General features: G+C 62.0%; 19 protein-coding genes. All 19 read right to left on the bottom strand.

Going from position 1 to position 15,226, the window contains the following annotated elements; translation table 11 throughout:
- Positions 1–80 precede the first annotated feature (80 nt).
- Positions 81–2,669: a phage tail-collar fiber domain-containing protein gene (locus AC1DHT_RS09080; protein ID WP_477761332.1), complete on the bottom strand. Its 2,589-nt coding sequence runs from the start codon at positions 2,667–2,669 to the stop codon at positions 81–83.
- 9 nt (positions 2,670–2,678) lie between these two features.
- Positions 2,679–3,203: a phage tail protein gene (locus AC1DHT_RS09075; RefSeq protein ID WP_477761331.1), complete on the bottom strand. Its 525-nt coding sequence runs from the start codon at positions 3,201–3,203 to the stop codon at positions 2,679–2,681.
- Entirely contained in the window at positions 3,200–4,372 is a 1,173-nt protein-coding gene (locus tag AC1DHT_RS09070) for a baseplate J/gp47 family protein (RefSeq protein WP_477761330.1), read from the bottom strand. The genes AC1DHT_RS09075 and AC1DHT_RS09070 overlap by 4 nt, the downstream gene beginning before the upstream one ends.
- Positions 4,369–4,686, bottom strand: coding sequence for a DUF2590 family protein (locus AC1DHT_RS09065; protein ID WP_477761329.1), 318 nt, complete (start codon positions 4,684–4,686; stop codon positions 4,369–4,371). The genes AC1DHT_RS09070 and AC1DHT_RS09065 overlap by 4 nt, the downstream gene beginning before the upstream one ends.
- Positions 4,683–7,127, bottom strand: a complete 2,445-nt coding sequence (locus AC1DHT_RS09060) for a phage tail tape measure protein (RefSeq protein WP_477761328.1) — start codon at positions 7,125–7,127, stop codon at positions 4,683–4,685. Before AC1DHT_RS09060 ends, AC1DHT_RS09065 begins: the two co-directional genes overlap by 4 nt.
- 6 nt (positions 7,128–7,133) lie before the next feature.
- Positions 7,134–7,274: a DUF6890 family protein gene (locus tag AC1DHT_RS09055; protein WP_477749031.1), complete on the bottom strand. Its 141-nt coding sequence runs from the start codon at positions 7,272–7,274 to the stop codon at positions 7,134–7,136.
- A 23-nt stretch (positions 7,275–7,297) separates the two neighbouring features.
- Positions 7,298–7,585 carry a putative phage tail assembly chaperone gene (locus AC1DHT_RS09050; protein ID WP_477749030.1) on the bottom strand — a complete coding sequence of 96 codons (288 nt, stop codon included), beginning with the start codon at positions 7,583–7,585 and terminating at the stop codon, positions 7,298–7,300.
- Between the two features lie 54 nt (positions 7,586–7,639).
- Complete coding sequence (locus AC1DHT_RS09045) at positions 7,640–8,107, bottom strand: lysis protein (protein ID WP_477749029.1); 468 nt, start codon at positions 8,105–8,107, stop codon at positions 7,640–7,642.
- Positions 8,104–8,631 (bottom strand): lysozyme, encoded by a 528-nt coding sequence (locus AC1DHT_RS09040; RefSeq protein ID WP_477749028.1) that lies wholly within the window; start codon positions 8,629–8,631, stop codon positions 8,104–8,106. The genes AC1DHT_RS09045 and AC1DHT_RS09040 overlap by 4 nt, the downstream gene beginning before the upstream one ends.
- Entirely contained in the window at positions 8,628–8,948 is a 321-nt protein-coding gene (locus AC1DHT_RS09035) for a hypothetical protein (protein ID WP_477749027.1), read from the bottom strand. The genes AC1DHT_RS09040 and AC1DHT_RS09035 overlap by 4 nt, the downstream gene beginning before the upstream one ends.
- On the bottom strand, positions 8,948–9,157 hold the full coding sequence (locus AC1DHT_RS09030) for a TraR/DksA C4-type zinc finger protein (RefSeq protein WP_477749026.1): 210 nt from the start codon (positions 9,155–9,157) through the stop codon (positions 8,948–8,950). Before AC1DHT_RS09030 ends, AC1DHT_RS09035 begins: the two co-directional genes overlap by 1 nt.
- Positions 9,157–9,606: a phage protein gene (locus tag AC1DHT_RS09025; protein WP_442114685.1), complete on the bottom strand. Its 450-nt coding sequence runs from the start codon at positions 9,604–9,606 to the stop codon at positions 9,157–9,159. Before AC1DHT_RS09025 ends, AC1DHT_RS09030 begins: the two co-directional genes overlap by 1 nt.
- A 6-nt stretch (positions 9,607–9,612) precedes the next feature.
- On the bottom strand, positions 9,613–10,734 hold the full coding sequence (locus AC1DHT_RS09020) for a DUF2586 domain-containing protein (protein WP_477749025.1): 1,122 nt from the start codon (positions 10,732–10,734) through the stop codon (positions 9,613–9,615).
- Between the two features lie 11 nt (positions 10,735–10,745).
- Positions 10,746–11,429, bottom strand: a complete 684-nt coding sequence (locus AC1DHT_RS09015) for a phage virion morphogenesis family protein (RefSeq protein WP_477749024.1) — start codon at positions 11,427–11,429, stop codon at positions 10,746–10,748.
- Positions 11,416–11,862, bottom strand: a complete 447-nt coding sequence (locus AC1DHT_RS09010; protein WP_477749023.1) for a phage tail protein — start codon at positions 11,860–11,862, stop codon at positions 11,416–11,418. The genes AC1DHT_RS09015 and AC1DHT_RS09010 overlap by 14 nt, the downstream gene beginning before the upstream one ends.
- A complete protein-coding gene (locus AC1DHT_RS09005) occupies positions 11,859–12,320 on the bottom strand; it encodes a head completion/stabilization protein (protein WP_477749022.1) in 462 nt (153 codons plus the stop codon). Before AC1DHT_RS09005 ends, AC1DHT_RS09010 begins: the two co-directional genes overlap by 4 nt.
- Positions 12,321–12,420: 100 nt before the next feature.
- Positions 12,421–13,140, bottom strand: coding sequence for a phage terminase small subunit (gpM, locus tag AC1DHT_RS09000; protein ID WP_477749021.1), 720 nt, complete (start codon positions 13,138–13,140; stop codon positions 12,421–12,423).
- Entirely contained in the window at positions 13,137–14,156 is a 1,020-nt protein-coding gene (locus tag AC1DHT_RS08995; protein WP_477749020.1) for a phage major capsid protein, P2 family, read from the bottom strand. Before AC1DHT_RS08995 ends, gpM begins: the two co-directional genes overlap by 4 nt.
- 1 nt (position 14,157) lies before the next feature.
- Complete coding sequence (locus AC1DHT_RS08990) at positions 14,158–15,084, bottom strand: GPO family capsid scaffolding protein (protein ID WP_477749019.1); 927 nt, start codon at positions 15,082–15,084, stop codon at positions 14,158–14,160.
- Positions 15,085–15,226 lie beyond the last annotated feature (142 nt).

The raw sequence follows: 15,226 nt of genomic DNA, 5'->3' as shown, positions 1-15,226 counted from the left end.
CGATTCCTCAGCCTGCGCAGTGCCAATGTAAAGCCCGGCCTGATTGGTTTGATATACGGTTTTCGTCTTCATGCCGAACCTCAGTACTTGATGCAATACAGCAGTGCCATGTTCATCGGGCGCGCTTCGCTGCCGCCGGCCCCGTCGACGCTGATGGTGTGTGTATGGGTGCCGTCCCAGGCCACAGTGACGCCGTGAGCGTGTGCCCCGGCGGCATCAATGTTGAGCCCGTGGGTGTGATTCCCCGCCGCATGAATTCGGTCGCCGGAGACATACCCCATTGCCGTGTGGTGCATGGCCGCACCGATACCGGGCTGATCCGCCGACGTCGGTGTGTTGATGTAGTTGAACGAGTGAGTGTGATTGCCGTTCTGTGTGGTGCTGCCCGTATGGGCGTGAACGCCTTCGGTGGAAGTCACGGTGCCTGGGTGGTAGTGCGCACCACTGGCACCGGAGGCTGCGGTGTGTGCGTGCCAGGCGTTCTGCCCTGCCTGGAAAGTGCCGAGCGCACGGTCAGGGTCAAGGCCCCGCGCATCGTCCCAACCCCGGATGAACACACCGCGTAGGTCCGGCAGGTTGAAGGTGGTGGAACCGTCGCCGGCGCCGTAGTACGTGCCGATGGATTTGAACAGCCTGGCGTAGCTGGTGCGGGAAACGGCCGCGCCATTGGCTTTCAAGTAGCCCTTGGGGGCGCTCCCAATCGTCATGGCCACGATGCTGCCAGGAGGGACAATTGAATCCGGATCGAGGTTGCCGGTGTGGTACAGCTCACGGGTTGGCGTCCATCCGCCGCCGTCGCCGGGGTTTTTGGTCGAACGAACCAATACATGCGGTTCCACTTGTCCTTGTTGAAACCCGAGCTGGCCGGCGTGCTCAGTGTTCCCATAAGGGATGTTGACGAGCCCGACATAGTTCGCAAAGGACGTAGAGCCTTCACCGAAAAAGTGAAACCCTCCCGGGAGGCCAACGTGATCAATGGGTGACAATGGCGCAACCGGTCCGCCCAAACCATATTGACCTTTGGCAAGGCCGTCGGTGATGCCATAACCGGCCAAGGTTGTGGCCACTCCCGCCTTTTTGTCTGGATCGAAGTTGCCGCCGTGCCACACAGGGTGGCCGTTCCAACACAAGAACCCATCTGCGGACATCCCCAGATTGCCAGCGTGAAGGCCCGCCCAGTGAAACTGGACGGCAGGTGCGTAGGAAAAGTCCTTTTGAGCGGCAGCAACCAGTCCCGCCTCGCGGAGTTCAATCGCGCCAAATTTGAGTCCCTGGGCAGCTTCCTTTGCATACAGCTGCGGGCGCTTATCGGTGAGCCCGGTCGGAATGGCATCGGTGATGCCATAGCCTTCCAGGGTCGTGGGTTTGCCGGTGGTGATCTTGGAAAAGTCCAGGGCGGGAATATCAGCCGCCGACAAGCTGTCGCCACCGGTGACGATGCCTTTTCCGTTGACCGTGAGCTTCGTGTAAGCCCCAGCGGTCACGCCGCTGTCAGCAAGTGTCAGCGCGAGAGTGGCGTCCGCGCTGCCATCCACCGACATCTTTCCGGTCCCGGCGCCGCTGATCGACAGCGTGCGAGCGGTGGCCCACTGCTTGGCCTTGCCCGCTGGGGTCGTGCCCTCCAGCAGTTTGTCGATTGCGCCTTGCAGGAGTCTGCGAACAACATTCACCGCTTTGGTGCTGGCCAGAATCTCGCTGCTGTCGCTGGTGTCGTCGTCGCTGATGGCGTTGGGCAGATTGCCCAGGTCCACGTCGTCCTTGGTGGTCGCCCTGGCGCGCAACTTGGAGTAGTCGCCGTCACGCGCCGCCAGGTGCTGGATCAATGATCCTTTGATGGGCTCGACCGATCGGCGATCGATGATGCCGGCGGCGCTCAAGTCCGCCAGGGGCACGCAGTAGTGCTGGCAGCCGGCGGTGTCGACGTAGTCGGCCTTTTCGGTGCCGAACACCACCGTCCAGCGTGCCGCAACGTCGTTCAACTGCCGTTCCAGGGCGACGTCGATCCAGGCGGTGGTCGGCAGGTTGCTCGGTGCAATGACGGTGGCCGCGCCGGCAATGACTCGGACACCCTCAATGTAGGCAACACCCGGCTTCACTTGGTACGTGCCTTCGACTTTTTCAACCTGGAACGCGCTGTCAAAAAAGCAGGTGCGGCCGTAGACATCGCGGTTGCTCATGCGCTCGCGCTCGTCGATACCTTTGAGGCGTACGGTGAAGTCGTGCTGCCAGGTGCTGGCATCGATCGTTACGCCGGTCAGCGCCTGCGCGCCGTCGAACTCCACCAGGATGTTGCGGGTGACGTTGTTGCCGACCTGAATCGGTGGGATGTTGCGGCGCTTCTGCTGGAGCGGGACATAGGCAATCGCCAGCAACTGGTTTTCAGCGGTTTCGAGGCCCATCCAGTTCCAGTCAAAGTCACCGATATCGCTGGCCAGCATCGAGCTGTACACCACCTGGTTGGGGTTTACATAGCCGATGTTGTTTTCGGGGATCGTGTAGACGTGGACGATCTGCGCCGCCGGCGGCTTCGTCTCTGCCCGATCGACCGGAGCGGTGTGGTCGAGGCCTGGCACGTTGGCAAAGATGAACCGGACGACGTCCAGGCTCTGGCGGGTGCCCAGCTTTTGGGCAATCAGGCTTTCGCCCGCAAGGGTGATTCTCGCAGCCACGGGGGGCTCCTACAGGCTGGCGATCAGCGTTGACTGATCGTCGTTAAAGTCCACCGCGACGATGCGCAGCGCTATGGGGGTGATGGTCACGAAGTCGTAACGGCGGCAGGTGCGGCCGTACTGCTGAATCAGCACCCGTAACAGTTCGGGGTTTTCGGACAGCTGGGAGTCGGAGAGGCGCAGCATGACCACGTCCCAGTCCCGATCGGGCAGGCGCTCTTCGATCTCGGCATAGCCCACGCCGAGGCGGCGCAGGATGCGTTTGAGCCCCGCTGTGCTGCCGGCGTCCACCGCGTTGATAAAGGCGTACTTGACCCGCAAGCGGTACAGGCTTTCAGGCTCGTCCTTGAAGCGACTGATGTCGCGCTGCCAGGCCAGCAGATCGAGCACGGTCAGGTGACAGGTTTCCGCGTCCATCTGGAGCAATGGCCAGTGCATCCAGCCTTCGACTTTCTCCCACCAGGACTGGCTGGCCGCTTTGAGCTTGGTCAGCTGCACGCCGTCCAACCAGAACGGCAACTTGAGCTTGATCACGAGAGGATCACCTCCAGGCTGCTGATCCTGGGAATGGTCAGTTCCGAGACGATGTCGGCGTTGTCGAAGTGCAGCGACTCGATGCCGGCGAACTGTTTATGGAGTTCTTCGCCGAGACGGCTGAAGGAAAAGCGCGACTGGGGATACGTCAGCGTCGGCTGGTAGTCGCTGGCCGTGCTTTCACGAAACGCGGCGCGGATGAACAGCAGGATCTCGGTCTTCAAGGCTTCGCGCTGATCGGTGGTCAACACCGAGCGCGGCCACACCACCACACGCAGCGCATGCTGGGTTTCCGGCATGACCATCACCAGCAGGTCATCGCCGTGGCCATGGTTGCCCTGGTCGCGGATGTGGACGTTGATTTGCTCCAGGTAGGTCGCCGCCGGCACGTCGGCATCGAACAGCACAAAGGCATTGGCACTGCCCGGGCCCCGAGGTGCGCCGTGCTGGAAGTAGACGCCATCCGGACGCACGCCCGGGAAGGCGGAAATCATCGCTCGGTACACCGCGTCGGTGTGCCACTGGTTGACCGCCGAGAACTGATTGCGCACCCGCAAACGCAACTGGTCGTCAGGCTCGGAGTCCGCACCAGGTGCAGTCAGCCAGCCGTCATCGTTCACCACCTGGGCGATGCCCGGGATGGGTTCGGGCAGGATCGCGTAGTAACCCGGCGCCAGGTTGTAGCCGCTGCCGACCTCTTGCGCCTCCACCGGGATTTCCAGCTGCATCAGGCCATCGGCAAAGGTCGCGGGGCTGGTGGTGACCAGCGAGTAAATATGGCCATTGATCGCTGCCGACTGCACGACGATGCCGGCGCGCAGCTCCAGCACGCCGCCGGCGGTGTCGCGGGTGAACAGCAGGACGCCTTCAGCCTTGGTCGCGCCCTTCTTTTCCACGTCGACTGCCCAGGCGAGCATCTCCAGCCACTTGCCGCCGGCCGTCTTCACAAAGAAGTTGGGCAACACGGTGTCGCTGACCAGGTTGATCAGCCACATGACCGGCTTGGTCACCAGGGCGGTGATCACGCGCCAGAACGGGGAATAGGCGCTGGTGTTGCTGAGCTTGCTGCCTTGGGCCGCGACCTCACTTTCCCAGGCCTTGCGCAAGGCGGCCTCGGTGGTCGGGATGCCGGCATCCGCCAGCGCCTGCCTGAAATCTACGTCACTCACAAAACCACCTCGATGTTGCCAAATTTCAGCGTTTTGGCGGTGACCAGGTACGTACCGGACTGCACCTGGTTAATCCGCGCCGTCCCCGGTACCAGGCGCTCGTCCGCCTCCACCAGCAGCTCCAGTTGCTGAATACAGTCGCGCTGTCGCAGGCGGCTGCGCTCGGCAACCAACGTCACCAACAGGCCGCTTTCGCGAATCATGTGGGCGATGTCCTGGGCGATGCTGGCGCGGTCCTCGATCAGCAGCGGCTGACGCGACGGGTCCAGCACCAGGTCGTTGTCGATGATCAGCAGGTCGATGTATTCGCTCATCCGCCCACCGCCATGCTCATCATGTTTTCAAGCTCCAGCGGGTTCATGGCCTTACCGGTGTGGATTTCTACTTTCTCGACGTGCATGCGTTTGTCTTGGGTCTGGTTGTTGTTCTGAATGCGGCTCAACAAGCCGCCCACGGGCACGGCTGCTGGGCGTTTCGGTGCCAGTTCGCCCACGCTGTCGCCAATGCGGCGCTGGCTCTGCTCGGCCTTCTCAGTCGGTGGCGCGACCATGACCAGGGCGGGCGGTTGTTTCACCGGCGCCGGGGTCTTGAGCTGCGGCCCGATCGGCTGCGGCAGTTTCGGTACCGGCGTCGTGACCAGCGCCGGCGGCTGGGGCGGCGGTTTCACACCCTCGAACTCGGGCAGCAGCATCACCGGTGCCGGCGCGGCCGGGATCGGTGGCATGACCAACGCCGGCGGCTGAAGCGGTTGCTTCGGCTCGACGGTTTTGGGTTGCGTGATGGCTGGCCCCGGGGCGGCGGGCGTTGGGACCATCACCAGTGCCGGCGGCTGCGGTTGAGCCGTGGGCAGTGGCATTGGTGCCATGGCCTTCAGCAATGACGGTGCAGGGGCCGTTGCGGCATCGGGAGCAGTCCGCACCGGAGCCATGACCAGCGGCGGCGCCTGTCGTGTGGCCGTCAGCGGATCTGCTACCAGGGGCGGCACCTGCGGCGCGTCGATTTGCGGTGCGGCGATGTTGGGCAGGTCCGGCGCTGCCGGCATGTCCGCAAAAGCCGCCTCGATGTTGACGCCGGGGATCTTATTCAACATCTCGATCAAGCCATTGATGGCTGATTTAAAGATGTTGACGATCCCGTCCCAGGCCGCCTTGGCCATACCTGACCAGCCGCCCATGGAACTGAACCAGTCGGACAAGGCCTGGAGCTGGCCGCTGACCCACTTGAACGCCTCGCTGTTCAGCAGCGCGCTGGTCCATTCGTCCCAGTAGTAAATGGCCGCAACCACCACCGCGACCAGGGCGACGATACCGACAACGATCCACAGCAACGGGTTGGCCAACAGTGCGGTGTTGACCAGCCAGATCGCCCCTTGCCAGAGCAGCATCGCGCCCTTGACCAGCCCCATCCAGGTGTACATCAGCACCAGGCCGGCGACGAAAGCGACCGTCATGACGGTGTGATAGAGGAACATGGCGATACTGCGGTAACCGCTCCAGGTCAGGACGTTCCAGACCGCGACCATCCCCAGCCAGACCAGCTTCGATACGCCTACGACCAATGTCAGCAAGGACATGGCCGCGACGACGCCGAAGACGCTCAAGGTGGCGATGCCGATCACCCGGGTGATGTTGGGGAACAGCTGGCTCCAACGCACCAGGGTTTTGCCGATGTCCACCAGCTTTTCCATGAGCGGTGCCAACATGGGAATCAGCGCCTGGCCGAAGGCAATGCGCAGGGCCTGCACAGCGGCGCCGAACTGCTGCCAAGGGTCCACCATGGCCTTGGCCATCTTCTCGGCGTTCTCCAGGCCGCGCACCTTGCCCAGCTTGTCGATACCGTTACGCAAGCGATCGGTGTCCTTGGCCAGCGCCCCGATCACCTGGGCGCCTTCACCGCCGAAGGCCTCCAACAACTTGGTGCCCGCTGACGCACTGGTAAGGTCGCCCAGCTTGCCTTGCAGCTTGTCCATGATGTCCAGCATCGGCAGAACCTTGCCCTGCTGGTCGGTGAACTTGAGGCCCATTTTTTCCGAGGCGGCGCCGAGGTTTTCAAAGAACGCCTTGTAGCGGCCGCCGGCGTCGCCGCCTTCCATGGTGCTGCTGAGCGAGCCGATCACCGCGAACTGCTCGGCAATGTCCACGCCGCCGGCGGTGGCAATCGCGCCGACTTCCTTGAACGCATCCTTGAGCTGGGCGCCATCAGTGCGAAACAGCTGGACCGCCAACGCAGTCTGGCCGCTCATCTTCTCCACCCACTCGGTTTTGCCCATGGCGTCAGCCTGGCCCTTGAACAGGTTGTACATCGTGCCGACGTACTGCCCCATGGTTTCGGCGTCGGTCCGGGTGGCCTTGGCCAGCACGTCCGAGGCATTGGTGAACATGGCCAACTGGTTGCCCGTCAGCCCTTTAATCGCGCCCTCGATGGTGGTCGCCGAGGCGACGAAGTCGCGGGCGTTTTCGCCATAGGCAACCGAGAATTCCAACGACTTTTGATTGAGCGCGGTCAACGCATCCTCGGCCACGCCCAGCGATCGGACTTCGCCCAGGGCGCGGTTCATCTCCAGAGCCGGTGCCAAAGATTCAGTAATAGCCACACCGGCGCCCACCATGCCCGCCAGGCCAATGCCTGCGGATTTGATGTTCTTTTCGCTCTGTTCAGCCAGGTCGGAAAAGCCCATTTTCACCTTACCCAAGGGGGCGGTGACCTTGTCGGTCAGGCTCAGGATGAAAGCCAGGCGGGCGCTGCGGTCAGCCATGCGGGGTTATCCGTTCAAGGCATGGGCGATGCCGTTGGCCACGGCGATCTCCATGCGTCTCCAGTATTCGTCTTCAAGCCACTTGGCCGACCCCATCACCTCGGGCGTGGGGGCGGCACCAGGCAGCCAGCGGCTGGCCAGGGCCATCAATTGACCCAGGCCGTCTTCGGTCAGTCGTTCGGCGTGGCCGAGGGCTTTTTTACGATGATTTCAACGTCCGGCGAGTACTCCTCCAGCAGCGCGCCGGCCAGTTGCATGACCATGACCGGGTTGCCCAGCAGCGGTTTCAGGGAGGCGCGCTGGTCCTGTTTGACGGTGGTGGTCAACAGGTTGTTGGCCGGGGCGACCTTGCTGGTCTGGGTCACGGCGTTGAAGTACTTGGTCACGTCCTGCGGGGTCAGGTCGAAGGTGAATTCTTTGTCGCCGAATTCCAGGGTGATTTCGCGTGTATCAGTCATGGGTGTTACTCCGTTGTTCATCGTTAAAAGTGGGTGGAGATCAGGGTGTTTCGGTCAGCGCAGGCATACCCTGCGCACGTGGTCTTGCAGGCCCAAAATCATTTGCCGACTGAGGGCAAGTTGGTTTCGGAGGGTGAAATAATCCGGTCGAGCGTCTGCTGCGAGTTCGGCGGTTCCTGCATCAGCCACGCGGCTGGTGCCGGGGGCGTCGGGCACTGGGCCTGGGCAGGTGGCTTTGACGAACAGCCGCTGACTACCAGCGTCAACAGCGCGGCGCAGGCGGTCGTTTTCATTGAGCGCATGGGTCAATTCCTGGGTTCGTTGACGGTCGATCTCATCGCGGGCGGCCAACCGCTCACCGCTGATACGGGCGGCTTCACGTAGCCCGGTCAGTTCGAACTGGGCGCTGTCGCGCTCACGTCGTGCGGCGTCCCGCTGGTCCGTCACCAGGTCAAAGGCAACCCACAGCAACAGACCGGATAGCAGCAGGAAGAGCGCTACGCGCAGCGGTGAAAGAGTCATTTCAGGCACAGCTCCAGCTCAGCCAATCGGCGGTTATGCAGGCCTTGAACAAACTGCTTGCGGCCCTGGGCATCGGTGACAAAAGCCCATACCGGCGTCTTGCCGTCCGATCCCCAGGCCAAAGCCTTGCAGCCCTCGGTAATGCGGCCGGCGTTGATCAGCCCCACCGCCCGACTGACGCAGGTATTGGGCACGCCAACGTTGTGGCCATGGCTGCTCAGGGCGTCGAAAGTGTTCTGGCCCACCTGTTGGTTGGTGATGCAGTCGGCGAGCTGTAGCTGACCTTTCTGGATCACCAACTGCTCGACCTGGTCGCAGCGGGCGTCGGACCAGTAGTCGCCGACCACGACCGGAAACGGACTGGTGTAACGGGTGATGCCCATGCACACGGTCGGCAGACCACGGGCCAGCTTGTCCGCGTAAACGACGTTATGGCCCTGGCCTTCCCAGGTGCCCAGGAACGCCACCAGCGAAGCGCTGGTCAGCGCAATGGCACCGGCGGCGATCTTGCTGCGCAGACTCATGGGAACCACGCTCGCAGCAGTGCCGGCACGATCATTTGCAGCGCCGCACCGACCAACGTCAGGATGGTCAGCAGCCGGCCCACCTTCGAGCCGATGTCGTTCACCGCCACGGTCAGCGTCTGCTGGCCGGCGTTGAGTTCCGAGAGCTGGCCCGCCATGTGTTCGAATTGCTGTTCCAGCTTGGTGACACGCGTCGGTACGGTTTCGTGGCGCTCCTCGATGTCACCTAATCGGTGTTCAATCACTGCCATTTTTCGCTCAAGCCATCCAAGGCGCGCCGCTTCGGACAACGGTTCGATGGGGTGTTGAGTTGTCATCAGCGGTAACTCCGCTCTGAAATGGATTCGCACGGTGTGCAGCGGACAATCCCGCCCAGGGCTCGGCGGTTTTCGGGGATCGGTTTTTCACAGTCCAGGCAGTGGATGCGACTCGGCCCTGAAGGACGCGGCCGCGCACGCTGAGCCTTGATCGCGTGTTCACGCTCCAGCTGTTCCAGCGCCGAGGCCTGTTCGAACCAATCCCCCATCAGCTCAAGCCCTCGATCTCGCTGGCATCCAGGTACGGCACGCCGTTGACGCGGATAAAGTCCGGACTGGTGACGTCGAACGGCAGTTTGTGCTTGGTCTTTTCGCCACCCTTGGGATCGATGCTGAGCAGGCTGGACACCTTGAACTTGCAGCCGAAGGCTTCGATGCGCAGTTCCTCGTCGCCGGCCTTGGCAAAGAACACCGAGTCAAACGGCGCCAGCTTGCGAAAGCTGCCAGCGGCGCGCGCGGCATCGATCAGCAAATTGAAGTTGGTCGAGTCCAGCTCGATTTCACCGCTGGCCGTTACGTCGCCGTCCACATGCCCGTTGGGCACGCCCCGGGTTTGCGCCACGGCGCTGTTGTCGGTGATGTCCAAGGTGCAGCTTTCAACGTGGATCTGGATATCGCCCAGGTTCACGTCGAAGTTCTTACCGCCAATGCGTGACATAGGGACTTACTCCAAATCGTCGGTGGAAAGGTCCAGGGCGATGTTCGCCGTGAGGTCTTTCGGGCAGTTGAGGGGGCGGAGCTTTATGAAAGCCTCCACGGCGGTTTTGCTCTTCCAGACCAGGACAATGTCCCCGTCTTTCGGCGGCTCGATTTCGCCCGGGAACACCTGGCCGGCGAACTTCACGGACTTGGCCATGGCGCGCAGCGGGGCCATCAGCGCATTGATGGCCACGGCCATGCTGTTGGGAGTGCTGTTCAAGCGGCGATCGGCTACGCGGCGGATCAGTAGCGGACGTACCAAGCGTGCGGCCTTGTCGGTCACGCGCAGGTGCTCGATCACCTGGAAGTCGCTCGCGGGGGTGTCGAGTAGGTTGCCGTCGCCCCAGTACACGCCCGGGTAGTCGGGGTACGTCTGCGAAACAGAGAACCGCGCCTTGTCCAGCTCGGCGCGGATCGAGAACGGCAGCGGCACGCCTTCCGCGTCGATCGGCACCGGACCGAGGCCAAGCACTGGGCCGGTGGCCACGCGCATCGGGCTGTCGGCAACACTCACGGCGGCATTGGCCAGGCGACCGGCCAACACGCCCAGGTCATTGCCGTGCAGCTGGGGAACGACCAGCACACGGGGCGCGGCCAGATCGGCAGTGATCGCCTTTTGCTCGGTCATGTAGTCCGCCCAAGCCTGGAGTGGACTCAGACCCAGACCAGGTGCAGCGGCCATGACAAAGACACGCCGGCCATAGACGTTGCTCAGCGACACGGCCGCGTCATGCATGGCCGACAATTCGGCACCCGTGGTCACCGGCTTGGTAATCACCACGCCTTCCACGGAGTAGCCCTGTTGTTGGGCCATTTCCAGGGCTTTGCTCCAGTCGCCATCAACGGCGAGTGGCGCAGCCAAGCAGGCCCAGCGATCGCCGCCATTCAGCCGTGCGGCGGTGATCTGGGTTTTCAGATCGTTGGCAGGCAAGCCCAGGGACGCGTCCAGGTCACTGTCGGTATTGAGGGGGATCAGTTTGCCGAGGTTCTTCGCCCCGGGACCGATGAAAAGGAAATAGCGCTCGATCTCAGTCACGGCACCTTGGCCCAGATTGAGATTGTTAACGCTGACTTTGCCGAGTGCCATGCTGTGCCTCGTTAGCGGGGAGAATTAAGGATTTGTTGCAGCACCTGGTTCACCAGCAAGCTGGTTTCGCGCTCGGTGCTCACGCCGATGAACTGGCGTTTTGGCAGGGTGATTTCCCAGCTTTGCGCACCAGTGGCCTCGGCTTTTTCATCGTTCAAAATGCGGATCAGCAACCCGGCTTTGGCGTAGTTCACATGTTCTTGAATCCACGCCACTGACGGCCGGGTCAGGGATTTTTTGCCCGCCTGGCGCACACGAAAGCCCAACCGGCGCAGACGTTTTGCCTGCTTCTCGGTGGCAGCCAGGCCGGGAGGTGTTTTGTTCCAGCGGCGCATCTGCGCGGCCGTGCGGCGTTCACTGACGCCGTTGTGCTGCTGGGCCGCGACCCAGCGGGTCAGCGCGTTACGCCAGCCGAGTTCGGCTTCGTCAGCGCTGACGCGGGTGACCTGCATCAGCTTGGCCAAGCCGGCTTCCATCTTCTTTTTGCCCTTGGCCGAACCCTTGCGGGCTTCAAAGGGCGAGCCGTCCAGGTTCTGCTGATCGCGCACACGCTTGCGGCTCATGGTCCGTACGCGCTTGGTCACGTTGTTCAGCAGACGCCGGCGTAACTGCGGCGGCAAACTCAGCAGCGCCAGTTGTTCGCGCACGCCCAGGTAACCGCGTGCGTCGAGTTCCAGGGGGCTACGGCCGGCCATGGCTGGACACCTCGCCGTGTTCGGCAACCCACAGATCGAACGGCACAAATGCCCAGGTCTTGCCGAAGGCCTCGATCTCGCCGGTGGGGTCTTCGGCCAAGTACTGCGGCTCGACGAACTCCAAAGTGATATCCACGTCGGCCAGATCGCCGTCGAGCATGGTGATGTCGAACTGCGCGGCCGGCAGGTCGTCGCGGTCCTGGTCGTGGGTCTCCAACCAACTACCCACCAACGCCATCAAGCGCCCGGGGTGATCGGCGAAACGCTCCAGGGCGATCGTGACGCTGTACCGCATGTCACCCATACGCATGCCGCCAATATCGGGTTTCCAGATCAGCACCAGGTTGACCTGGTTGGTCCAGCTGTCGAGCTGTTCTGGCAGCACCAGGCGGCGTTCGATCAGGTACGCGGTCAGGGCTTGCAGCTTGATCACAGCAGCACCGCCGTAATCCGGCCGCGCCCTTGCAGCGACCGCACGGCCTGCTGGCTGAACTCCAGGAACGTTTCCTTACGCTCTGGTTCTTCTTTGCCCAGGTTCTCGGCACTTTCGCGGCGGACTACCGAAGCGAACTGCGGCAGCAAACTGGCCTTGGCGCGGCAATACACGGCGCGCTTGTACGTCGCTACGTGAAATGTGCGCTCGGGCAGAACCATAGGGTCAGCAGATTCCACGCTGGTGATGCCTACGGCCTGCCATTTGCCTTTGCACTTGGCCAGGTCGCGATTGACCTCGACCATTGCGGTGCTCAGATCAGTGACCAGCATGTCGACCAGGTACTCCGCCGGCAGGCGGTAACCCTTCTGAAACTCGGCCACGGAGAGGTTCGGCCAAAAGCCGTCGTTCTCGATTGCTTGTTCCACAAAGGTGGTGGGTTTCCCGGAAAAGCTCATTGCTGGCCACTCAAATAGGGCGGGGAGACTGTTTTTCGTAGGGCGGGCCATAAATGGTCGGCATACGTCCACAGTTCCCCGCTGGGGGGGGGGTAGTCGGTTATTCGGAAGCCGGTGCGGGCAGTTGCTTTTTCAGCGCCCGGCGGCAGTTTTCAATGCGGGTGTCCACTCCGACCTTCGGGTAAAGCTCGGTGGCTCGTTCGAAGTGCTTGAGCGCGGTTTCCCAGTCGTTCGCTTCCAGTGCGCGGATGCCAATCAACTTGTGATACTTGGCCGGGATCTGTTCGGTCAGATCCCATTTGCCATCGACGCGGGGCAACAGATCGGACAGGTACGGTTCGGGACTGCGCTTGGCGCTGTACTCGGCGTAAGCCCAGTCAATCACCGCATCCGCGACGAAGGTCTGGACGTCACGGCGCTTGAAGCGCTCCGGCATTTCCTGCCCCTGCCCTATGGCGAACTCGGCCAGCTCCAGCCCGTCTTCGAACTGCTCGGTGTCGAACAGCCAGACCATCACCTGCACCAGGACGCGGTTCGGCATGACCAGGCCCGATTCCATATAGCGCTGGATGAAGTCCTGGTACTTGGGCAGTAGTTCCTCACGCTTCAGTGCCTGGCGACCGGCCAGCCCCTTGATCGCGCTCAGGCGTTCCAAGTCTTGATCCAGGGCCGCTTCCTGCAGCAGCAGATGTTTGCGGGCATTGGCCGGACTGCTCAGCGCTTCCGCCGGGGAGTACGTCACCGGTGCCGCTGCAGCAGCGGCTAAGGCGGCGCCCCCCAGGGCCTGCATGCGGCGCTTGTGCGCAAGCGCCAGGCTCACTTCACCAGCTCCACGTTTTCGGTCATCGCGAACTTCTCCAGCTGCTCGATCACATAGCCCTCGTTGCGGCTGTTGTAATCCTCGACGCGGGAGCGTTTCGAGTTGTCCACGGTCTGCTTACGCCAGCTGGAATCCTGGAAGTAGATCGACAAGTTGTCCCAACTGGTGACCACCACGCCGTTGACCGGGAAGAACGGCACGCTGAAGCTCGGTAGACCGCCGTAGGTGGCGATTACCTGGGCATCTTCGATGCGCTCTTTCTCGGTCGGCACGTCGCCTTGTTTGGCGTATAGCTTCGCCTTGTCGGCTGCCAACAGATCGGTGCCGATGATGGCGATCAGGTCGCCGCCATCGCGTAGACGCTCGTCCACCATCTGCTTGGTGTCGTGGACCAGGGCATCAAGGTTGGCGTAGTCGCCCCCCTCCCCCAACAGCACCTTGCCAGCGGTCTTGCCTTCCTTCAGAACCTGAGCCGGGATCTGTTCACGCGCCTGTTGCAGCCAGCCTTTGTTGACGTCCTGCAGCATCGGGTAAGCGACGATATCGGTCTGCGGGGCGGCGTGTGTGCCGTGGAAGCCGACCAAGATGCGATCCAGGGCGATCTGCTTCTGCACAGCAGCGGAATAGCGCTGGTGGAAGTCAGGGAACTTGGCCCACGCATCGATTTTCGCGTAAGGCAGACCGACATCGGATTCGGTCGAAGACAGCTCGTAGGTGGTGTCATCGAGCGCCGAAGCGTCTTTGGCTTCGCGGTCGGTGGTCTTGGTGTTGGTGCGGCCGGTGACCGGACCAGAAACGCCAATAAAGACCTTCTGACCTTTGATCTCAGTCACCGGAATGACGTTGATACGCAGCAGGAAATCCGACTTGGCGGTAATCGCGTCGTTGAGTTCCTGGGCAACAGAGGGTTCTACGCTGAACTGCTTGCTGGATAGTTCCACGCCGTAGGTTTCAGCGATGGCGAGCTGCAGTTGTGCGTACATTTTTGCGCCGTAGACGCTCAGAGACTGGGCCATGTCAGAGCACCCGCGCCTTAGCAGGCGTAACAGGGCCGGGATTGCGCGGCAACTGACGACCAGTGCTGGTGTTCTGAATTGTGCTGAACTGCTTTTGCAGACTCGTCAGCGCAGCCAGTACGGCTTTGTTGGTGTTGCCACCGTTGCGGCGGAACTCGCGCTCTTCTTCGGCAGTGGTGACGATCTCGTCCACCGCTGCACTCACATCATCGATCGGGGCTTGATCGGGTTCTGGTGCATCTTCGGCGGCAGGCTCAATCACGGCCTGAATGCCGGCAGCGACAACCAGCAGCTGCGCCAGCAGGGCTTTTAAAGCCGTTGCGGTAGCTTCATCCATTGGGGGTTTGCTCTCGGTTGGGGTTTGCGGGGTGGTTTCGGTGGGGCTGTCGTCCACGCTGAAGCGCTTGAAAAAGCCAGTGAGCAATGCGGTCAACTTGCCCAGCTCGCCCTTGGGCTCGTTTTCGCGGAAGGTGCCCAGCTCGACAGAAGACGCAAAGTAGGCGTCCCGGCTGGTACGGCTGGAAAAGTAGAGTTCCTGAGTGCCCACGCTGGCGGGCTCATCGGTGACCGCGATACCGGTCATGTAGGCTTTGCCACGGCCACGGAAATTCGGGCGAATCTCAATGCTGGTGAAGACTTTTTCCCCGGCATCGTTCAGGCGCAGCAACTTGTCGTTTGGTTTCAACTGCGCTTCAAGGGCGACTTGGCCAGGCTCCAGATCCTCGGCGTCCTCGATCAGGCGAACAGCAAACACCGTCCCGAAGGAGCCGAACCAGCGGTCGTGCTCACACCAGATAACGGCGGTGTACAACGTCGGGTTGTAGGTTTCCGCAATATCGCGCAGTTCCTGGGGCAGGATCTCGCGGCCATCAACGGTCGGGCCGCTGGTGGCAACACGTTTCCAGTAGGAGACAAGGGAACGGGGCATGAGTAATAACTGCGCTCAATCGTTGAATGAGCCGCCACGATAGGGAGCCGTTAGCCTCCGAACAAACGCTTTACTTCGGTGCTATTCGTAGAACTTGTTTCCACGAAGGACGCCGCTTTTAACCCCGCGTTTCCAGCGTTTT

The sequence above is a fragment of the Pseudomonas sp. 05N432 genome, assembly GCF_056396945.1.
Note: the sequence above shows the minus strand (reverse complement) of the source record. Positions and strands in the feature narration are given on the sequence as shown.